19 protein-coding genes and 2 tRNA genes are annotated in these 20,755 nt (G+C 61.0%); 8 read left to right on the top strand and 13 right to left on the bottom strand.

The window, feature by feature from the left end:
* Window positions 1-6: 6 nt before the first annotated feature.
* The 3 genes from C0541_RS07165 (at window position 7) to C0541_RS07155 (ending at window position 4,505) form a co-directional block, all read left to right on the top strand.
* Window positions 7-3,912, top strand: coding sequence for a pilus assembly protein (locus C0541_RS07165; protein ID WP_238601277.1), 3,906 nt, complete (start codon window positions 7-9; stop codon window positions 3,910-3,912).
* Window positions 3,913-3,918: 6 nt separating this feature from the next.
* The gene (locus C0541_RS07160) at window positions 3,919-4,374 is read left to right on the top strand and encodes a type IV pilin protein (RefSeq protein ID WP_429001334.1); all 456 of its coding nucleotides are present in this window, start codon (window positions 3,919-3,921) and stop codon (window positions 4,372-4,374) included.
* A gap of 54 nt (window positions 4,375-4,428) precedes the next feature.
* Window positions 4,429-4,505: transfer RNA gene (locus tag C0541_RS07155), tRNA-Asn, on the top strand.
* Between the two features lie 51 nt (window positions 4,506-4,556).
* On the opposite strand, the gene C0541_RS07150 is transcribed toward C0541_RS07155, so the two are convergent.
* Complete coding sequence (locus C0541_RS07150) at window positions 4,557-5,099, bottom strand: GspH/FimT family pseudopilin (RefSeq protein WP_161959929.1); 543 nt, start codon at window positions 5,097-5,099, stop codon at window positions 4,557-4,559.
* Between the two features lie 139 nt (window positions 5,100-5,238).
* Here C0541_RS07150 and uvrB point away from each other — a divergent pair, with 139 nt between their 5' ends.
* Both uvrB and C0541_RS07140 read left to right on the top strand, forming a co-directional pair.
* Window positions 5,239-7,260 (top strand): excinuclease ABC subunit UvrB, encoded by a 2,022-nt coding sequence (gene uvrB / locus C0541_RS07145; protein ID WP_115046999.1) that lies wholly within the window; start codon window positions 5,239-5,241, stop codon window positions 7,258-7,260.
* A 104-nt stretch (window positions 7,261-7,364) separates the two neighbouring features.
* Window positions 7,365-7,439, top strand: a tRNA-Val gene (locus C0541_RS07140).
* Between the two features lie 102 nt (window positions 7,440-7,541).
* Here the strand turns inward: C0541_RS07140 and C0541_RS07135 are convergent.
* The 11 genes from C0541_RS07135 to C0541_RS07095 all read right to left on the bottom strand — a co-directional run bounded on the left by C0541_RS07135 (window position 7,542) and on the right by C0541_RS07095 (window position 15,728).
* Entirely contained in the window at window positions 7,542-9,815 is a 2,274-nt protein-coding gene (locus C0541_RS07135; protein WP_153064968.1) for a hypothetical protein, read from the bottom strand.
* Complete coding sequence (locus C0541_RS07130) at window positions 9,815-10,411, bottom strand: tail assembly protein (protein WP_115046995.1); 597 nt, start codon at window positions 10,409-10,411, stop codon at window positions 9,815-9,817. Before C0541_RS07130 ends, C0541_RS07135 begins: the two co-directional genes overlap by 1 nt.
* Window positions 10,408-11,850, bottom strand: coding sequence for a phage portal protein (locus C0541_RS07125; RefSeq protein ID WP_161959928.1), 1,443 nt, complete (start codon window positions 11,848-11,850; stop codon window positions 10,408-10,410). Before C0541_RS07125 ends, C0541_RS07130 begins: the two co-directional genes overlap by 4 nt.
* A 7-nt stretch (window positions 11,851-11,857) precedes the next feature.
* Complete coding sequence (locus tag C0541_RS07120; RefSeq protein ID WP_115046991.1) at window positions 11,858-12,184, bottom strand: hypothetical protein; 327 nt, start codon at window positions 12,182-12,184, stop codon at window positions 11,858-11,860.
* Entirely contained in the window at window positions 12,181-13,173 is a 993-nt protein-coding gene (locus C0541_RS07115) for a hypothetical protein (RefSeq protein ID WP_115046989.1), read from the bottom strand. The genes C0541_RS07120 and C0541_RS07115 overlap by 4 nt, the downstream gene beginning before the upstream one ends.
* A gap of 58 nt (window positions 13,174-13,231) precedes the next feature.
* Window positions 13,232-13,642 carry a hypothetical protein gene (locus C0541_RS07110; protein WP_115046986.1) on the bottom strand — a complete coding sequence of 137 codons (411 nt, stop codon included), beginning with the start codon at window positions 13,640-13,642 and terminating at the stop codon, window positions 13,232-13,234.
* A gap of 138 nt (window positions 13,643-13,780) precedes the next feature.
* Window positions 13,781-14,107, bottom strand: coding sequence for a hypothetical protein (locus tag C0541_RS07105; protein ID WP_153064967.1), 327 nt, complete (start codon window positions 14,105-14,107; stop codon window positions 13,781-13,783).
* The gene (locus C0541_RS20690; RefSeq protein ID WP_153064966.1) at window positions 14,104-14,385 is read right to left on the bottom strand and encodes a hypothetical protein; all 282 of its coding nucleotides are present in this window, start codon (window positions 14,383-14,385) and stop codon (window positions 14,104-14,106) included. The genes C0541_RS07105 and C0541_RS20690 overlap by 4 nt, the downstream gene beginning before the upstream one ends.
* Before the next feature lie 204 nt (window positions 14,386-14,589).
* Window positions 14,590-15,015 carry a hypothetical protein gene (locus C0541_RS07100; RefSeq protein ID WP_115046982.1) on the bottom strand — a complete coding sequence of 142 codons (426 nt, stop codon included), beginning with the start codon at window positions 15,013-15,015 and terminating at the stop codon, window positions 14,590-14,592.
* 183 nt (window positions 15,016-15,198) lie between these two features.
* Window positions 15,199-15,360 (bottom strand): hypothetical protein, encoded by a 162-nt coding sequence (locus tag C0541_RS20875; RefSeq protein WP_161959927.1) that lies wholly within the window; start codon window positions 15,358-15,360, stop codon window positions 15,199-15,201.
* A gap of 155 nt (window positions 15,361-15,515) precedes the next feature.
* Window positions 15,516-15,728 carry a helix-turn-helix domain-containing protein gene (locus tag C0541_RS07095; protein WP_193725879.1) on the bottom strand — a complete coding sequence of 71 codons (213 nt, stop codon included), beginning with the start codon at window positions 15,726-15,728 and terminating at the stop codon, window positions 15,516-15,518.
* Between the two features lie 76 nt (window positions 15,729-15,804).
* Here C0541_RS07095 and C0541_RS07090 point away from each other — a divergent pair, with 76 nt between their 5' ends.
* A complete protein-coding gene (locus C0541_RS07090) occupies window positions 15,805-16,413 on the top strand; it encodes a hypothetical protein (protein WP_153064965.1) in 609 nt (202 codons plus the stop codon).
* Window positions 16,414-16,722: 309 nt separating this feature from the next.
* Here C0541_RS07090 and C0541_RS07085 read toward each other — a convergent pair whose 3' ends face one another.
* Window positions 16,723-17,868 carry a site-specific integrase gene (locus tag C0541_RS07085; protein WP_161959926.1) on the bottom strand — a complete coding sequence of 382 codons (1,146 nt, stop codon included), beginning with the start codon at window positions 17,866-17,868 and terminating at the stop codon, window positions 16,723-16,725.
* A gap of 702 nt (window positions 17,869-18,570) precedes the next feature.
* On the opposite strand from C0541_RS07085, the gene C0541_RS07080 reads away from it, so the two are divergent.
* On the top strand, window positions 18,571-18,813 hold the full coding sequence (locus C0541_RS07080) for a hypothetical protein (protein WP_016901079.1): 243 nt from the start codon (window positions 18,571-18,573) through the stop codon (window positions 18,811-18,813).
* 35 nt (window positions 18,814-18,848) lie between these two features.
* Window positions 18,849-20,522: a type IV secretory system conjugative DNA transfer family protein gene (locus C0541_RS07075; RefSeq protein WP_115046976.1), complete on the top strand. Its 1,674-nt coding sequence runs from the start codon at window positions 18,849-18,851 to the stop codon at window positions 20,520-20,522.
* The last annotated feature ends 233 nt before the right edge of the window (window positions 20,523-20,755 follow it).

Here is a 20,755-nt window from a genome sequence, read left to right as displayed (position 1 = left end):
GTGAGCATGTCTCGTCGCACCGTTCGAACCGCTATCGCCTCCGCCATAGTCCTGATCGCGATGAGCGGTTACTTTGTATACAACCTGATCGCGGCGCAGGGTCAGGAAAAGTTGGCACAGGGTCCACTTAATAATGGCAGTCCGGTCCCGCCGGCATTTATTATGACGGTGGATGATTCGAACTCAATGACGTTTGAGCGCATTTTCAAAGGCGGTGATGGGCGACTGCAATGGAATAGTGTCAATTCCAGCTTCTTTAATGCCGATGGAAGTTTTTTTAATAATGGTTCCGACTGTAATGGTTTTGTCGACTGTTACGTGTATTTATTTCCTTTTCCTTCGTATAATTCGTCATATAGTCCGGGCGTGGCTCTTCCGCCGATTGATCAATTTGGTTTCGCAAGATCGCCAGCATATAACGCAAATTATTTCGATCCGAATATCAAATACGATCCATGGAGTCTATCCAAAGGCGATGAAGTTAATAAGGGCTTATGGCCGCAGGCCGATTTCGACAGTGCTCGAGCGGATTCGCGTGACCCTGATGTTTATTGGGACGATGGCACGATAAACATGAGTCGCTACGGCACTGCGGTTAATCTTGGGGTAAGTAGAGAGGTTAATGGTGATAGTTCATTTCGATTTTTAATTGGAATGACGATTCCTTCTGGGACGCGCTATCGCACGGGCGGTAATGCTAGGGCGTGCAGTACCAACAACTCGAATGGCCTGCCGGGCACGAATGGACTTTGGTCCACTCTTGGCTTTAATGCCCAGGTGGCTGCAACTTGTTCGGTGCAAATCTCCTACGTCCCTGCAACATTCTATTTGCCTGCGGCCGCTCCGGCGCCCATAGGATACCTGACTAGCGACACCAATCGGCCGCTTATCGTAAATGCATGCGGCCCGGGCTGCAATATGCGACGATATCAAATACTTCGCTCCAATTATTCCGCTGCTAATACGTCTGCTTATAATAATGCGAGGCAAAATTTTGCTAATTGGTTTCAATACCATCGGAATCGTATTCTCTCGATCATTGGCTCAGAGTCGCGGGCATTGACCGGCATTGAAAATATGCGGGTCGGTTATTTCACAATCAATAATTTGGCTCAGCCGACCATGTATGATGTCACGAACGATGATTCGCGTGAGGCTTTATTTCAGCAAATTTATCGTCTCAGGCCGAGTGGTGGCACGCCAAATCGGGCGGCCATCGATTATTTGGGTCAACAATTTAGGCGGACGGGGGACGGAGCTCCGGTGGTGCGTGCATGTCAGAAGAATGGCGGCATGCTATTTACTGATGGGTACACGACTAGGAATAATTCGGTCACTGGCTATGGCAATGCCGATTCCACTGGTACGGTAGACTTCCCCATCGTGCCGTTCGCTGATAGTTACAGCGATACAATCGCTGACATCGCTGCGAGCTATTATTCAGGGGCTTCTACGCCACTGGTGACAGGGCCGGGCTTCCCGGCTGGGCGGGTGCCTGTGGACGAAAAGTGCGCTACGCTCGCCAAGACATCTGCGGATTGGAAGCGTTTGGACTGCCAGAAAGATCTGCATATTAACTTCTATGCGATCACTTTAGGTGCGCAGGGGAATATCTATGAGGTCAATCAACCAGCGACAGATGACCCCTACGCCAATGCCCCCAACTGGACTGGCAATGGCAATCCGGTAACCGCTGACGATGGTCGTGTCATTGACGAACTGTGGCACGCCACGATCAATAGTCGTGGTCAGTTTATCAACGCCAAGAGCCCTGATGAAGTGACCAGCGCCATGCGCCGCGTGTTGTCGGCTGCCAGTGCACCCAACTCGCCGTCTGGCACCCTGGCGCTGACAGGTGCGCGTATCGGTGCAGGCTCGTTGACCGTCACTCCTGAGTACCAGATCAGGAACAATGGCACAGATTGGTCCAGTACGCTGAAGGCCAATCAGGTTTCGGTCGATCCGGATACGCGCGAGGCACGCTTTACGCCTCTCTGGGAGGCGTCTGCGCAGATACCAGCCGCCAATACGCGAAATGTATATTTCAATGATGGCAGTAACGTGCGAAAGCTCGATGGCACGACTGTCAGTTTAAGCGGCCTATGCGGTCTGCCTGCGACGTTGTATCCGGCGCAGTCGCTCTGCTCGGAGTCAGATCTGACCAGTCTTGGCGCAACTGCTGCGACCGCGGCCAACTATCTGCTAGGCGACCGCAGCGGCGAAGTTCAGCAGGGTGGCAAGCTACGCGATCGGAGTACTGTGCTCGGCGATATCGTCAATTCCACACCGGTTATCAGTGCCCCGGTCGATGACTACGGATATCGTGGCCTGGGCGGCACGCTTGGGACTAGCTATGCCAACTACCTAAATAGCAAGCGCAACAGGGGCTATATGGTGTATGCAGGAGCCAACGACGGCATGCTGCATGCTGTCGATGGCGGCATCGACAGCACTGGTGCCGTCACCGGAGGTGGTGGTCGGGAGCGCTTTGCTTATGTGCCGGCAACCTCCTATGGCCATATGGGGAATTTGTTGCTACCGTACCAGACCATTAAGTCATCTACGGTGCCCAGTTTTGAGCATCGTTATTTTGTCGATGGTCCGCTTGCCGTAGGAGATACCTACTACAACAATGCCTGGCAGACGACGCTGGTCGGCACCACGGGAGCGGGAGGTCGGGGTGTCTTCGCACTTGACGTTACCAATCCCGCAAGCTTCGGTGCCGGTAGTCGCCTCTGGGAGATCAACGATCTTGCTGGCGATGCCGCTGTGCGCGGGAACATCGGGCATGTGCTCGGCAAGCCCGTCATCGTCCCGGTGCGCGCGTCCAATGGGACGGTCAGCTGGAAGGCGATCTTTGGTAATGGTTACGCTAGCGCCACTGGGAAGGCGGTATTGTTCGTTGTCGATATCGGAACAGCCACCACACCGACGATTCGGATGATCGAGGCAACTGAGTCGGGAACCTCAATCAGTGGCAATAACGGGCTAGGCAATATTATCGTACTGGATCGCATCGACAATCTGACAATCGATCCGACGACCAATAAGCCAGCTCGCACGCGTGATGGATATGCCGATACTGTCTATGCGGCCGATCTCCGCGGCGCAATCTGGAAGTTCGATCTCACTTCGACCGCAACCTCAGTAACCGTTCCCGCGTTCACGACCGGGATCTATTCCGAGGGTGGTCTAAACTACCGTCAGCCAATAACTGGTGGGCTGCAGGCCGCTTCCGGCGAGAATGGAGGGGTGCTGATTTTGTTCGGCACGGGGAGTTTCTCGTTTAGTAAAGACAATCTGGCAAGCTCCTCGCTGCAGACGCAAAGCTTGTATGGCTTCACCGATCAGGTCGATGGAGTGGTTTCCTCAACTCTCACAAGGGCGAACCTGACTCCGTATTCGGTCAGCATTGGCGCCTCCAGTACCACTCGATCCCTGCAGCAAGGGACTGGTCCCGCTCTGGCACTAGGCTGGTACGTGGATCTGCCCGCCGGTGAGCGATTTGTGGGTTATCCGGAACTCGTGTCGGGAATCTTGTTCATGCCCACTTATTCGCCGCTCGCGATCAGCAGCGGGTGCAGCACCGATGGTGTGAACTGGTTGTTCGGACTGAATCCACGGACGGGTAGGGGGGCCCTATCTGGTGTGCGAATGGGCGGCATCGGTGGCTCCACGCTTGCCACCGATTCGGCTGGAATCTCGCTCAATACCGGCGGCAATGCGCCGGTTAAAGACGTGGGCGTGTCAGTCGTGCCCAGGCTCGAGCCCAAGGTCAATCCCAAGGATGGTTCTGCGGCACCCACCGTGCCTGCAGGATCGGGCTGCTGGATGATCGTCAGCGTGGCTGGCGCCCCGCCCATGTATGTCCCTTATCCTTGCGGCCGCCAGTCCTGGCGCCAGCTTCAGTAACGGAGATTGTCAATGCCCTTAGACCTATCGCGGTCCCTGTCCACGCAACTTCGTCAGCGTGCTGGTGCCGGTGGTTTCACCTTGATCGAGTTGATGATCGTCGTCGCGATCGTCGGCATCCTGGCTGCCGTCGCCTATCCTTCCTATGCCGATCATGTTCGCAAGTCTCGCCGAGCGCAGGCCAAGGCCGATCTGGTCGAATACTCGCAGTTGCTGGAACGCTCGCATACGACCAACAACACCTATGCCAGTTTCAAGTTCGGGAACGGCTCGACGACCATCCAGTCGCCGCGCGAAGGTGATACGGCGCAATACAACATTACGCTCGCGACTACGCAGTCGACCTTTACCTTGACTGCTGCGCCCCAGGGCAATCAGGCCAAGGACAAGTGCGGCACGCTGACGTTGAACCAGACAGGGGTGAAGACGCCGAGTGCAACTACCACTCCAGGCTGCTGGTAGCTTCGTTACGAGGTGTTGCGCTGCTGCAAAGTTGCCTATAGAATGTGCCTCCCCGCCCGAATAGCTCAGCCGGTTAGAGCACTTGACTGTTAATCAGGGGGTCGTTGGTTCGAGTCCAACTTCGGGCGCCAAGATGTTGAAGAGGCCGCGACTAGTCGCGGCCTCTTTGTTTTTGCAGTGGCTCACCGGCCGGGGCAGTCAGTTGGTTGCCTGTAGCGGACAGAGCGCGTACGCCCTGAGTTGTTGACGATGACATCCGCCAGGCGTTGCGCGCCCGTGCAGAGGCTGATCGTGATGTTGGTGCCGCTATTGCGGCCGTTCGGAAGAAATCGGACGAGCGATCGGCCGATCGTTCCAGTGATGCTGATGTTGTCGCTCGCAGCATACTGCTCGATCCGCAGGATCGAGCCCGCGTCCGCAGGCTGCCCACTACGCGCTGGATCTTTGAAAAGAATCCATCCCCGGCTCCAGTCCCTGTCTGGTCGGCAATTCGCGCCGTCAACGGATGGGCAGACGCTAACCGGCAGGCGATGCGTGATGGCCATGCTCCTGGCCATCGCCAGATGTACGGTAAGCACGTGAACCCGTGCCTGTGCTCGCTGCCATTCGATCAAAGCATTGAAGCTAGGCAGGCCGATGGCCGCCATGATTCCGATGATCGCCATCACGATCACTAGCTGTACTGCCGTGTACCCTTTTGCGCACGAACGAGTCACTGCTTTCACCGTCCTGCTCCCTGGCTCGGAGCAAGCAGTCTCTACGGCGTCTATGGCCCAGGTAAGGCCGGCTCTCAGTGATGGGGTGTCGGACTTTTACCGAAAGTGGCATCCGCCGTTCGTGCAGTCCTTCCCCGAGACCCGCTCCATGACCGACCGTTTTCAGCTCGTATCCCCGTACTCCCCAGCCGGCGATCAGCCTGCCGCCATCGACAAGCTGGTCGCCAGCTTCGAGGCCGGCTTGGCCAAGCAGACCCTGTTGGGCGTGACCGGCTCCGGCAAGACCTACACCATTGCCAACGTGATCCAGCAGGTGCAGAAGCCGACCCTGGTGATGGCGCCCAACAAGACGCTGGCGGCGCAGTTGTACGGCGAGTTCAAGTCGTTCTTTCCGCACAACGCGGTGGAGTACTTCGTCAGCTACTACGACTACTACCAGCCCGAGGCCTATGTGCCGTCGTCGGACACCTTCATCGAGAAGGACAGTTCGATCAACGAGCACATCGAGCAGATGCGTCTGTCGGCGACCAAGACCCTGCTGTCGCGTCGCGATTCGCTGGTGGTGGCCACGGTGTCGGCGATCTATGGCCTGGGCGCGCCGGAAGACTATCTGTCGCTGCGCCTGATCCTGTCGGTGGGCGAGCACATCGACCAACGCCAGTTGATCCGCCATCTCACCGACCTGCAGTACACCCGCAATGAATTCGAGCTGACCCGCGGCGCGTTCCGCGTGCGTGGCGAGGTGCTGGACGTGTTCCCGGCCGAATCCGACACCGAAGCGTTGCGGATCGAGTTGTTCGATGGCGACATCGAGCGGCTGACCCTGTTCGATCCGCTGACCGGCGAAACGCTGCGCAAGCTGCAGCGCTACACCGTGTACCCCAAGACGCACTACGCGACCACGCGCGAGCGCACGCTGAGTGCGGTGGATACGATCAAGGAGGAATTGAAGGAGCGCCTGGAGCAGCTGTACTCGCAGAACAAGTTGGTTGAAGCGCAGCGCCTGGCGCAGCGCACCCAGTTCGATCTGGAGATGATGGCCGAAGTCGGCTTCTGCAACGGCATCGAGAACTATTCGCGGCATCTCACCGGCAAGGCGCCCGGCGAGCCGCCGCCGACCTTGTTCGACTACCTGCCGCCGGACGCGCTACTGGTCATCGACGAGTCGCATGTGACCATTCCGCAGATCGGCGCGATGTACAAGGGTGACCGCTCGCGCAAGGAGACACTGGTGGAGTTCGGGTTCCGGCTGCCGTCGGCGCTGGACAACCGTCCGCTGCGTTTCGAGGAATGGGAGGCGCGTTCGCCACGCAGCATCTATGTCTCGGCCACGCCAGGCCCCTACGAGCTGCGCGAGTCCGCGGGCGAGATCACTGAACTGGTGGTGCGCCCGACCGGCCTGATCGATCCGGTGGTCGAGATCCGCCCGGTGGGGACGCAGGTCGACGACCTGATGTCCGAGGTGCACGAGCGCATCAAGCTTGGCGACCGCGTGCTGGTCACCACGCTGACCAAGCGCATGGCCGAAAATCTCACCGAATACCTGGGCGAGCATGGCATTCGCGTGCGCTACCTGCACTCGGATATCGACACCGTGGAGCGCGTGGAAATCATCCGCGACCTGCGCCTTGGCAAGTTCGACGTTCTGGTCGGCATCAATCTGTTGCGCGAAGGCCTGGATATGCCGGAGGTGTCGCTGGTGGCGATCCTGGATGCGGACAAGGAAGGCTTCCTGCGTTCGACCGGCTCGCTGATCCAGACCATCGGTCGCGCCGCGCGCAACCTGCGCGGCAAGGCCATTCTGTATGCCGACAAGATGACGCGCTCGATGCAGGCCGCGATCGACGAAACCGACCGCCGCCGCGAGAAGCAGGTCGAGTACAACCTGGAACATGGCATCACGCCCAAGTCGGTGGCGCGTCCGATCTCCGACATCATGGAAGGTGCGCGCGAGGACGCCGCAGAAAAGAAGGCCGGCAAGGGACGCGCGAAGTCGCGCCAGGTGGCAGAGGAGATGCCCGATTACCGTGCGATGGGGCCCGCCCAGATTGCCGGCAAGCTCAAGAGCCTGGAGCAGCAGATGTACCAGCACGCCAAGGACCTGGAGTTCGAGGCGGCCGCGCAGATTCGCGACCAGATCCAGAAACTGAAAGCTGCCAGCCTGGCGTAGGGCAGGGCGACGGCGTTGCACTTAGTGTGCAGGGAGGGCTTGTGGCGATCCAAACCCTGCGCTAGAATGCGCGCCCTGCACAGCGCAATGCTGACGCAGGAAACGGGCGGTTAGCTCAGCGGTAGAGCACTACCTTGACATGGTAGGGGTCACAGGTTCGAACCCTGTACCGCCCACCACTCAAGCCCCTGAAATTCGGGCAAAAAGTGGACGTGAAGAAAGCCGGCCCTGAGCCGGCTTTTTTGTTGTCCTGCAATCGTCCTGCAAACCGCAAAAGCGCGTCATCCGCGAGCGCCGCCGGGCGAGAAGATGCCTCCCGGTCGCATCTGCTGCTGGAGCACGCGCACCACCACCGGCTGAATCATCTGCGTCAGCGCGCGCATCATCGCGTTCTCGTCAGTCTCGGTGGTAGTTGTTGTGGTTCCGTCGCTGTTGATCACATTGGTGATGTTGACCGAAACCCCACCAGCCGCGCCGGCTGTCACGTCGCCGACCGTGCGGCCTGCGGTGATCGGCACCACGCGGCCGCCCTGGTTGCCCGGGATCATGTAGGTCCTGCCGCCGGCTTCGTACATCTCCGGCCTGCCGCCTTCGCCCACCTCGTAGATCGAACCAGCAGCGACAGGGCCGCCGCCCGCGCGGCCGCCGGCGATGGCGCCACCGATCGCAGCTACCCAGCTGTTGCCGGAACTGGCCGCCATGCTGCCGAGTGCTTTCAGCAGCTGCGAAGCCGCGAGATCCGCCATCATCCGCTGTATGGTCTTGGCGAAGCCCTCAACCATGCCACCCAGCCCCTCATCGAACGGGTCGAACAGGAAGTCGGAGAACGCGCCCTGCATGCTGCGGGCGGCCTCCAGACCGAACTCCTTCATCATGTCGCTGCCTTCCTTGGTCTTGGCGATCATGCTTTCGTAGCCCTCGCCGTAGATCGCGGCGAAGTCGTCCATGGCGTCTTTGGTCTGAGCGTAGCTCTCCAGCAGCCGGGCCTGCTCCTCGCTCAGCGCGCCGAACGCGCCGGTGCGGATGTCATAGGCAACCTTGGCCGCCTCGCCGATCTGCCCGTGCAGCGCCAGTTCCCGTTCCAGGCTCGCGAGGTAGCTGTTGACCTTCTCGTCGGTCGCCCCGTAGATCGCCGCGATGTCCTCGTTGACGTCCTTGATCTCTGCCAGCTGCAGCAGGCTCTGCGCCTGCGCGCCGGTGATGCCCTTAAGCGATCCGCTCTGCAGCTCGTACAGCACCTTGGCGTATTCGGTGTTCTGGCCGGTGAGCGCCAGTTGCTTGGCCAGCTCCGCCGACATCGCGGTATAGGTCTTCTGCAGCTCAGCCGCAGCCTTGCCTGCTTCCTTGTCTGTGTATTCGAAGCTCGCTGTCTTGGCGGGTCGCACCAGCGCCGCGTCGTCGGGCAGCGCGCCGTTCTCCAATAGCTTGACCTCGGGCCGATTGCGCCTAGTGATCTCGCGCTGTAGCCGCACGCGCTCGGCGACGAGATCGTTGATTTGCTGCTGCCGCTTTACCTCCTGCCCGTCGGTCAGCGGTAGGCCGAAACTACCGGTAGTTCGGCTGCGGGCATTGTTCAGCCGCTCTTGCACCCGCGCTAACTGGTCGTTCAAACCCTGCGTGCTGGCGTCGCCCAGCGCGCTACCGGTGTCCAGTGCGCGCAGCTCGCTTAGCTTCCCAGTATAGTTCACCAGCATGATGGTGCCGTTTGCCATTTCGGCGGTCAGGCCACCTATCCACATCGTCAGGTTGACGATTGCGGTCTTGGTGCTGTCGCTGCTCATGAATGCCGTCAGCTCCTGGACTTGTGGCAGTAGCTCGGCACCTACCTGATTCTTCAGACCCTGGAAGGCCAGATCCATCTCGGCAGTCTGGGTGCGCAACTCCTTCATGGACTTCATGGTTTGTGCGTCGAGCACGACGCCGAGCCTCTCGGCCTCGTCACCCCACTTGCGAAAGCCATCGCCGTTCTGGGCCAGCAGTGGCGCGAGTAGCGTTGCATCGTTCGCGATCGCCTCAAGGTAGGTCACCATGTCGGCTTGCGGCACGCCGGCCTTTTCGAGCGCGCTGTAATACTTGCCCAGCGCCTCCGGACCGCTGAGGTTACGGAACTCCTTGGCCGTCAGCCCGACCTTGGGCGCGATCTTCGTAAAGAAGTCCTGGAGCTCGCCTCCACCGGTTTGTAGGAACTGCCCGACCTTTTCCTGGGTGTCCTTGAAGATGTCGGCTAGCTTGTCCTGCTGGATGCCGACCGTCGACGCGCCAGCGGCGAGCCGCTGGAACGTCTGCTCGCTGGTGCCGGACAGGCGGGCGAAGCGCTCGATCTCCCCGGAAGCGGTGGCCAGCTGGCGCGTCCAGTTGAGGATCGCAGTACCGGCCACGGCCAGGCCGCCCACCACCGCGCCACCGATCTTGCCGAATGCCGCACCGACGTCGACGGCGGCGTTCTGTGAGTCCTTGCCGAACTTGCGCACCTGCTTGCTCGCGCGATCGGTGTCGGTCTCGAACGAGCCGGTCCGCATGAGTAAATCAACGACAATACTTCCGGCCGTACCCATCAGGTTTGATCCTCTGCGAAGATGCCTCCGCTGATGACAGCCGATCCTATCCAGCACCGGCCGTAAGCGAGTGGCACGGGATTACCTTGCGCCTGCACGTTCACCGGCCCATTGAATGCGTAGCTCGGGCGGTTGTCCGGGCTGTCCTGCGTGCCCAAGCCCTTCTGCGTCGGGGAGAGCATCTGCACCACTCCGCCGATCACCATTGCTGCTCCGGCGTTGACCAGGGGAATACCAATTAACCCGATGCCGTACGCAGTTAGAACTGCTCCGGCGACGACCAAGACCGTCCCGACGATGGTCTGCAGCACGCCACCGCGCTTGGAACCCTGCAGCACCGGCGCGATGCGGATTGCGTCATCTCCAGGCGGGTCATGTAGCTGATCCTCGGCAAGGTTGCGCCGGCCGTTGAACACGGCGAATGTCAGGCCGCGGTCCTTGGCTCCCATCAGGAATGCCTGGAAGCCTGGCAGCTGCACCGACAGCGCGCGGATGGCCTCGGCTGCCGATGCCACTGCCAGCCGGAACTCCTTGCCGAACTTGGCGCGCAGCACGCCGTAGAGGCGGACAGTACGTACCTTTGGAATCTCCATCATCGTGCCGGCTCCGAATTTTCGAATTGAGCGGAGTGGATGCGATGCAGCCAGCGATTGGGAGCAATCTCCACATCCCAGCTACCATCGTCGTGGTTGAACTTGGCGCGTTGCTTGGGCTGGCCTCTCGGCAGCTCCCTGGTGAGGAAGCTGGCAGGGCTCAGGCCGCGCTCACCAGTGCCACCGGTGGCAAACGGATCGGGTGAGCTGTCGCGGCGCGCGAGGGCCTCTAGGCTGTAGTTCTGCTGCTGCAGGTAGACGCTGTCGCCGCCAGTGAGCGGAGAGAGTCCGAAACGGCGGCGTGCTTCGTTGGGCGCTTCGATGCCAGCGCCGGTGAGCGCTGCATGCACTTCTGCCTGCTTGCCGAGATCCATGCGCAGGAGCGGCTCCAGATTGAGCTCCACACCGATCTCATCCCCCAGGCCTAGCGCCTGATCCAGGCAGTCCTCCATCGCCTCGATGCGCGCCTGCAGCGCGTCGGCGTAATACATCTGGTTGAGGTCGTCGACCTTCATGCCGGCGGGGATACTGCCGATGCCCACCTTAAACGGGGGAATGCCGAAGGCATGCGCAATCTGCTCATCGGAATAGCGCAGCTGCTCCACCATCTGCGAGTCGATCGCCTTGAACGCGAAGGCCGTGAACTTCATGTCGGCGCCGATGACCGCGACCTTGCCAGCATTCGCTCCTTGGAAGTTGGTGTTCCAGTATTCCTTGACCGCCTGTGCGTCGGTTTCCGTCATGCCCGCGGGTGCCGTCAGGATGCCGCCCGGGTTCGCTCCGTTCGTGAAAAATTTGGTGGCATCTTGCTGGATGCGGATGTTCTTGTTTGCAGCCAGGGTGGCAGCATCCAACGGGCCCACACCAATCAGCTGATGGAAAAGCGCCATCTCTCGATCGTGGATGATCTCGCTGGCGGGCACGATCAGCTCATCGCCCGAATACTTTGCGGGCAGCAGGTTCTCCGGCCGGCCATATCGCAGCCGGTAGAAGACGTCGCCCTCTGGGGCGATCATCGATTCAACGCGATTGGGATCTAGCACCCACAGATGCGTAACAGCACCGCTGCTGTTCCTGCCTTTCAGCACGTAGGTGTTGCCGTGGCTAAGCTTGGATAGGATCCAGGCCTCGCGGAACTGCGCGGGCGTCTGGTAGGCATTCTGCCGCCGTAGCAACGGGGTGATGGTCTGGTGCCGGTCAGCGCCCCAAAGGCCGTTTGCATCGCGCCGTTTGAGCGTGAAAGGCAGCTTGCCGATATCGCTGGAAATGCGCGACATGCATGCGTAGACCGTGCTGTACGTCTCCAGCTCTCTGGGTGCGGCGATCGACTGGTTGCGCTGCCAAGCGCCGGTGAACGGTTCGAGGATATTCCGCCACCCACCACCGCCAGGAGACTCGACCGCTGTTGCAGCTTCCGGCGCGCGTCGAGTGATCAGCGACATCAGTCGATCAGCGATACCCATCGAGCACCTCACGCATGCACTGACGAACGATGTAAGCAGCACCCTCTTCGATGCTGAGCCGCTGGGAGATCACCGCCCGAGCATCGTGTTCGATGCGCGCGCGCCTTTCATCCGTCCAGGGATCGCCGCCCAAAGCCAGTGGCACCCAACACTCTGTGCCAGTTGCATCGAACGTGGCAGTGACCGCGATCATGGTGTTGCCTTGAATCAGTCCGGCGGACACGTGGAAGCTGCAGCAGTCCTCGCGGTATGCGCGGGCAACCTGCTCAGCCAACGCTTTCAGCGCCTCCTGGTAGGCAGTCCCGATGCTCATGGGTTCGGATCCTCGCCAACAACCACCATGGGCGAAGCGGCCGCCAGGTGGAAATTTCTCTCTGCGAGCAGGCCAATGCTGTTGGTCTGGAACAGCGACACCAATTGCGAGGGGCTGGTGGGCGTATCGACCATGTTGACCGTTGCATGCCCTGCGCTGCGCACCTCGAGCCCCTGATCGCGGACGGCGATACGCGAAGCGGGGATGACGTACATGTCCGAGATTTCGTCCATGGCGACGACTTGAACTCCTGGGATGAAGGTGCCGCCGCGCAGGCCCATGCCGCCGCGATTTTCCAGTCGCGTGGCCAGGTCTATAACCTCGATCGCCGGCGCGGCGACTACGTACCCTTCGGATGGTCCAGCAGCAAACATGCCGGCACGGAGGTTGACCAGAGCGTCGTCGCTCGGCGCGACATACTTCGGCGCGCTGTCCAGCAACTGGGCCAGCACCGATGAATTGACAGCGCGCGTGACGCTCTTGCGGAGCTCGCTCTCGAAAATGGCCTGCCCGCCGATTGCGCGAACAAGCTCCTGCGTCATCACCACGATCGCAGCGGCCTTGTGCAGCTCCACGTCGGTCGTGCTGAGCTCCAAGTTCTTGACGACCTTCGGGTCGCCTTCCTTAGTGACGTTGGCGCTGTAACCGCTGCCGACCAGCACACCGGGGACGTTGAGCGGTAGCAAGGAACCATAGGTGATGATCTGGTCGAGCAGCGAGCCCTCGGCGATGCTACCGATGTAGCTGGCCGCCAGCGCCGCAGCATTTGGGGTCTGCCATACCTCGCCGAAGGTGGATTCCGCCACAGCCTTCTGGACCAGCGCAGATGGATGAGAGGCGATGGCGGCGCGGAAGTTCTTGCCGTTGAGCATCATGCCCAGAGCAATTTCAACGAAAGCCTTCGCCTTAGCAGAGCTGCATTCGTTGGCTATCGCCACGTCGAGAGCAGTGCGGGCGCGGGAAAGTGCAGCATGCTGCATGGGGTCCATCTGGGGCGTCTCCGGTGGTTGATGGGAACACCGTACCGAGACCGCCTAAAATCAATCGCTATCGTGCGATTTTACGGAGCTGCTCGATTTCGTCCGGCACTACGGCCAGTTCCGGCACTGCGGGGCAGCGCTCGCGCAGGTGATCCAGCACAGCGTTGGTCGCCACGTACCAGGTCGCCGCCTGCACACCTGCGAGCCGTTTCTTGTCGATCCCATTGGCGAGGCGCATTGAATTGCATGCCGCGTGCGCGATTACGGTGGGTACCGCGCTGGCGAGCTCAAGGTAAATCTGCTGGCGGGCGCCGGCCTCCCGCCACTGCAGCACCTGTGCGGGATCGACCAGCGCCGCATGGCCGCGCCCGCGGTGGCCCCGGTGGACAACCGGACAGCCTTGCCGCACCCAGCGCCGCAGCGTTCCCGTGGGAATGCCTAGCTCGGCCGCGGCCCGGTCAAGCGGAACCCCATGCATGGTGGGCCTCTCAGGGTCCAAAGTGCCTCCCGATATTTTCAAAAGCTAATTTTGACGGTGCGAAAATTTGGCTGAGCGGCCGGTGTCCGGTGGGGGCGATTTCTATTTTTCGCACGCCCCCCCGGGGCCGCTCGGCTGTCATCGATCAGGTCCGCACGCGGCGACCTTGCCGGCGCGTCGATGGCTGGTCTTCGCGGTGCGGCGCGGTGCTCGCCAATGGCTGGGCTCCGGCTCAGCCAGTCCGGGATGCACCAGCTCGCCGTAGTGCAGCAGGCTCGCCGCGGCCACGATCGAACGCATGGCGCGTGGGAGCCTCAGCAGCACCGTGGCGATGGGTAGCGTTGCGACTTCCTCGCGTGCTTCGCTGTTGGCGCCAGTGCGCTCCAGGTATGCCGTCAGGGCACCGCGTGCGGCCGTGTCCAACCATGCGGCTCTGTCAGTTGGTGTGTGGGTGCTGGTGCTCATGCTCGTCTCCGCAATGCCGTACGTCCGTAGTCCATCGGGGGGACAGGCAGGCAGATGCCGTCCCATCGCTTGCTTGCCAGGCCGGTTGAGTAGAGGTCTGCCAGTGCGCACTGCACGCCGAGTGCATCGGTGCAGCAGTAGGTGGCCAGCCGGTTGTGGTCTGGCGAATGAACCAGGCCCTCGGGATCCGCAATGTCTGCCAGCAGCACCAGCAGCAACTTGGATTCAGGGGTGGGTGCGAGTTGGGTGAATGCCCATGCGAGTGCTTCAGTGCTCATGGCTGTATCCGTGTGTGGGCGCCGACGAAAAGCCAGAGCAGATGCGCTCCGCTTGGTTTAGATCTATAGAGCTGTACACATAGCGACCTCAAACGGCTGTGGATAACCGCTCGACTGGTACACATAGCGACCTCTGAGGTCTGTATGTGGGCTAATTCCTCAGTCGATTGGCCTGCATGGCGACCTGATTGGCCCACATAGCGACTACGCATTGCGTTTTTGCTGCCAGAGATTGAGCGGCACAGTTGTCGGGCGCTCTGTGTGCTTTTCTGACTCATCGATCGCGTAGTAGCTGATGGCGTACAGGCTGCACAGATGCTTCCCGCCTTTGCGCGTTTCGACGACCCAACCAGACTCCAGTAGCTCGAGCTTCGCGGCGTGTACCGTCGCCTTGCTGCGCCACCCACGGTCCTGCAGCAGCGACCACGGGATGCTGAGATCACCGTTCTTGCCCGGCCGGTACTGTCTGGCCAGTTCGAGCAGCAGCTTGACTGCGTTGCCGGAGAGGCGGCCAAACTCCTCGCTGTCAGCGATGCGGTGCTCGATCGCCAGGAACGGTGCACCCTTGCTCCTGCCCTTGAACTTGGCTCGCTTGTTCGCCGCGATTGGCTTGCGGTATTCATCGGGCATCACACTCACTCGTTGGCGTTGCGTTGGCCTGGGCAAGCAGCTGCATCCGCCGCCGCGCGAATGCGCTGCTGGGATCGCTGGCGATCCGCTCCAGCACCGCCACGAGGGCATCGACACGACTGGGGGCAGGGCGGGGTGCTCGGCGGACGATGCGCGCCGGCGGGAAGGTGAGGACAGTCGCGCTCATGCGTCACCGCCGGTCACCGCGCGATAGGCGGCCTTGTAGCGGTAGGCGGTGGCGCGGCTCATGCCCCAGCGTTCCATCATGTCGCTGACGGTCGGCTTCTGCCGGCGCGCCTGCATCCACTGGGTGAAGCGCAGGGCGAACTCGAGGTGTGATTGCATCCCCGGGCATTCGCCAAACCACGCTGCCTTGCGGGTTGCAGCAGCGCGCGGATGATGTACAGTTGTGCTCATGGCTTGGTCGTTCCTTGGTAGGGTTCGGGCTTGTCTTCTACGGCTCGGGCGTTGGCGCGCTCGGGCCGTTTCTATTTGCGGGGTCAAGCGACACTCCGCCGGGATGCTTCGCGCTCCTGCGCCTCGATGAACTGCTGCAGCGCGCGCGCCGACACCATGCGGCGCTTGCCCAGCTTGAAGGTCACCAATCCAGCCTTGCTGATTGCCTTGTAAAACGCGCTGCGGCTCATGCCGGTGGCGCCCATGGCCTGTTCGACGGTATAGCTGAGCTTCTCTACGGGGGCCTGCTGTGACATAGTTCTTCCTGTCTTATGTTGTATGTGTTTGTGTGTAATAAACCCACGAAACACATTGAACTGGAAGAATCTAAGCATGTCAAGCGAAAATTTAGAGGGGCCGAGCAGGTCCAAGGGTGGCCGTCCGCCCCGCGTGGAAGGCGAAAAACTGAAACGAGTTAACTTGTCCTTGAGACCGTCTCTGCTCTATGGCCTGGAGCTACTCGCAAAAGCGCAGCACCGCTCGCTTAGCCAATCGATGGAGTGGGCCTTGCAGGTCGGCCTCAACTCTTTCAACGTCGATAATGGAGGGCTCACTATTGGTGACATGCTCGCTGGCATATCGGGCGATCCGCATGAACCGCGCAATTTGTTCCATGTCTTCATGAGCGCGCCGACACTCCTCGCCTTTGAAGACGCTATGACCTGCGAGGCCGTATGGACCTTCCCAGATGCGAGCGCACTTGAAGGCGAACTAGCGCGCTCGCTTTCACCCGATGAGGCCCATAACGAACTCCAGAGGCTCTATTGGGAGCCTGCATTCGCATGCTGGGAGAAGATCCGAGAAGAGGTTATTGCAGTGACTTCGAGGGGTGGAAAACCGTCGCACGTGCCTATTCGCGAGATTCTCGGAGTTGAGAACAAGGGGCCATTGCTCGCGGCATACCAAAAGGCTGTAGCGGCCAGGTCGGCTGCAAACCGTTGATTTCGTCGGAATCCTGCACCGCAGGAAAGCGGAGCGAGAGGGATCCGAACCCGCTCGGCTTCTCCACCAATGGTGGGTATGTCGGATAGGCTGGGATTCGAACCCGGAACTGCCGGGATTCCGGCAGTTGGTCCATACGCCAGATATGGCGTTTGCCCCCTTCTCCTCACGGTGAGGAAAAGCCCCTGGCGCCGAATCTCCTCAGGTTGAGGAAATTCCACCGACCGCTCCTCAGATGTGAGGAGCGTATGGAGCACGGCTGGCGGAACGGAGCAAGGCGGTTCGTCCGCCGTCGGCGGTTGGATGCGGTCAGAGCCTGGCCACTGCCTCGGCCAGCTTGTCCGGCGCCAGGTGTGCATAGCGCAGCGTCATGCGGATGTCGGAGTGCCCCAGCAGCTCGCGCACGGTGTTGAGGTCGACGCCGGCCATGACCAGGCGGCTGGCGAAGGTGTGCCGCAGGTCGTGGAAGCGGAAGCCGGGCAGGGCGATCGTGTCGCACAGCTCCTCCCAGCTGCTACTGATGTTGTCCATGCGCCGGCCTGTCCTGGGCGAAGGGAACACCAGGCCGGTACCGGCGCCCCCGCCGCCCCAGCGCGCGAGCGTGTCGTGCGCCTCGCTGTTGAGCGGTATGTGGCGGGCCTTGCGGCTCTTGGCGTTGGCCACCGTCACGGTGACGAGCTTGCCTGGCAGGTTGACGTCTGCCCAGTCCAGGCCGAGCAGCTCGCCGCGGCGCATGCCGGTGTTGAGCGCCACCAGCACCATCGGCAGCAGGTGAGGCGCGCGGCGGTCGTGCTCGCGCTGCTGCAGGCCGGCGCGCAGCTGGCGTTCCTCCTCGTGTGTCAGGTAACGCACGCGGCTGTCGTCGGCGCCCTTGGCCTGCTTCACGGTGCGCATCGGGTGCTGCTCGAGCATTCCCCAGTCGACCGCGCGGGACAGCGCGCCGCGGATCCGGGACAGGTCGCGGTTCACCGTCGCCGGCTTGATGCCGGCCTTCAAGCGCTGCGACTTGAACCGCTCCAGGTCGAACGCGCAGATGGCGGCGAGCGGCTTGTCTACGATCTCGGTGAAGTGGGCGGCGAGCGCATCGATGGTGGCCTGGCCGGCCTTCTGGTTGGCCTTGGCCCATGGGCCGTAATGCTCACGCACGAACGAGCCCAGCGTGGCCGGCTTGGGCTTGGCCGCCTCGATCACCGCCAGCGGCGCGCCGTGCGCGGCGATCTCGCCGGCGAGCTTCCTGGCGCGCTCGCGTGCTGCCTCCAGCGGCAGGGCGGGGTAGTCGCCGAAGGTGCGTTCCTGCCCGCGGCCCCAGACGATGGCCCAGCAGCGCGCGCCGGTGGCGGAGACGCGCAGCACCAGGCCGGGGACGGTGGCATCGCGCATCCGGTAGGCTTTGCCTGTCGCCTTCGCGCTATCGACGGAACGCCGCGTTAGCGGCTCGCGGTTGATCTTCGGCATGGCTGTCCTGCAAGGCTCCTGCAAAAAAGCAAACGTATATGGACGCACTCGCATCCAATGAGACGTTTAATCAAGGCTTTGCAGGTTATTCCCTTGCTACAGCTACCCCTAGAATCCCGTTGACATGGTAGGGGTCACAGGTTCGAACCCTGTACCGCCCACCACTCCAAGTCCAGACGGCATGGCGACTTGAGTGGCTTCAACATCGGCAGCGACTGCTGCCGCGGATCCCAGGTTGGCTCATGCATTTGCGCTTGCAGCGTCCGTGCGTCCTTTGCCAGGTCTTCGATGATCGCTTTCGCTTGCATCCTTGGCGTCCCCAAGTGCATTGAATCGAACATCGTGCAGCGGCTAGGCGTCACGCGCGGCTGCACGCCGGCCTGGCAGGCCGGGTGCTTTTGCGCCCGTGCGGCAAGATTCCTAGGTCAGGCTCGGGTCGCTGTTCAACCTTGTTTCGTCGCGGCGCTGGGCACCGCACCCATAGCTGGGCACCTCATCCATAAAGGCGAGTTGTCATCGCCACGCATGTGTGTGGCTTTGAAAGCATTCAAGTGCCAACCGAATTCCGCCAGCACTGACACATCCCGATCCTCGCCTTGCGTCGAATGCAGGCCTTGTTGTGCCGGCTTCGCCGAAACCGCTTTCTCCATCACACGGCATGCTTTAGCATCGCCTCCGCGCTGACGAAAAGGAAGGCTGGCGATGGACGAGTATCAGCACACCGTGCTGACCAGGGGCGGGTACCGTGTCGTGGCAATCACCCGGGAGGACACCTACGCGCCAGACGCCGTGGTGGCCTATGCCGTCGTGACGGACGCTGGTACTCGGATCACGCCGGACCTGTCGCTGGATCAAGCCAGGGTCTGGATCGACTCGCTCGTCGAGAGCGAGAGTGGTGGACGCAAGTCTGATCTGGTTGACCACAAGCCCGTCGTCCGTCGCTAAGTACCGTCGAAAAACAAGCCAGGGAGAAGGGGCGCGTGTCCAAAGCCAAAGTAATCGCAATCGCCACCTTGGTGACATTGCTTGTCGGGTATTTTCTGTCCGGATATCTGACGCTGCTGTTGTTGCGGCTCGATACCGGGCTGTACGCGTGGGATACCTACTACCGCTACGTCAAGGCGCTGGGCTTACCGGAAGTGGCGCCTTACGCAACCAAGATCAAGATGTCCGGCATTCTCGGCTTTGGTCTGCCCGGGATCATCTGGGCCATCACGGTCGTGCTCCTGGTCAAGCCGAAGGCACGGGCGCTGCATGGTGATGCGCGCTTTGCCGGGGCGGCAGACCTTTCCAAGCACGGTCTGTTCAAGCCGAGTGGCAATGGCATTGTCGTGGGCAAGTTCAACGGCAAGCTTGTACGGCTGAGCGGGCAGCAGTTCGTGATCCTCGCCGCGCCGACGCGCTCCGGCAAGGGCGTGGGCGTGGTCATTCCCAACCTGCTCGAGTATCAGGAGTCGGTGGTGGTCCTGGACATCAAGCAGGAGAACTTCGACCTCACCAGCGGTTGGCGCGCCAGTCAGGGGCATGAGGTGTTCCTCTTCAATCCCTTTGCGGAGGATCGTCGTACCCATCGCTGGAATCCGCTGACCTATGTGTCCAGCGATCCGGCGTTCCGGGTGTCGGATCTGATGAGCATCGCCGCCATGCTGTATCCGGATGGATCGGACGACCAGAAATTCTGGGTCAGTCAGGCGCGGAACGCGTTCATGGCGTTTGCCCTGTATCTGTTCGAAAACCAGGACGAAGAGGTGTCGCTCGGCTTCCCGGGTGGGGCAGGGGCTCCCACGCTTGGCGGCATCTACCGCCTCTCGTCCGGAGATGGCACAGACCTCAAGAAGTACCTCAAGTCGCTCTCCGAGCGCCGGTTCCTCAGCGGCAATGCACGCTCGGCATTCGCCAACATGCTGTCACAGGCCGACGAGACGTTTGCGTCCATCATGGGCACCCTGAAGGAGCCGCTCAACGCGTGGATCAATCCGGTCCTGGATGCGGCGACCAGCGCGGATGATTTCCTGCTCACCGATCTGCGCAAGAAGAAGATGACGATCTACATCGGCATCCAGCCCAACAAGCTGGCCGAAAGCCGGCTCATCATCAATCTGCTCTTCAGCCAGATCATCAACCTCAACACGCGCGAGCTGCCGAAGTCCAACCCGGAGCTGAAATACCAGTGCCTGCTGTTGATGGACGAATTCACCTCGATCGGCAAGGTCGACATCATTGCCACCGCAGTCGCCTACATGGCGGGTTACAACCTGCGTCTACTGCCCATCATCCAGAGCATGGCGCAGCTGGACGCGACCTACGGCAAGGACCTGTCGCGCACCATCATCACCAACCATGCGCTGCAGATCCTGTATGCGCCACGAGAGCAGCAGGACGCGAACGACTACTCCGAGATGTTGGGCTACACCACCATCAAGAAGAAGAACGTCACCCGAGGCAGGGAAACGACCCGAAGTATTTCCGAGGAGCGACGTGCGCTGATGCTTCCGCAGGAGCTGAAGGCGATGGGCAACGAAAAGGAGGTGTTCCTGTACGAGGGCATCCCGCACCCGGTCAAATGCGACAAGATCCGCTACTACGAAGATCGATATTTCACCGCGCGTTTGCTGCCAAAGACCGACGTGAAAACGCTCGCTATCATGGTGTGATGACTGTCACATTACGACTTGGCAGAGGGGCGGGTAATTCTTGACTCATGTGCTCGTTAAGGGCAAAGTGGCCGAGAATTTGCGCATTGTTGATTTTTTGTTAAGGGGGCGGCGCCGGACGGGGTCGTACAGGAGTAAGGCTATGGATGGTTCTTCTGCGTATTCATTTTTATCCGTTGCCCGTATGCGGGACGCCCACCGGCCTGTGTGGACTGGTTCGGGCGGGCATGCGT

Source organism: Xanthomonas arboricola, assembly GCF_003353015.1.
GTDB classification, from domain to species: domain Bacteria; phylum Pseudomonadota; class Gammaproteobacteria; order Xanthomonadales; family Xanthomonadaceae; genus Xanthomonas; species Xanthomonas arboricola_E.
This window is presented reverse-complemented; position numbering and strand designations above follow the sequence as displayed.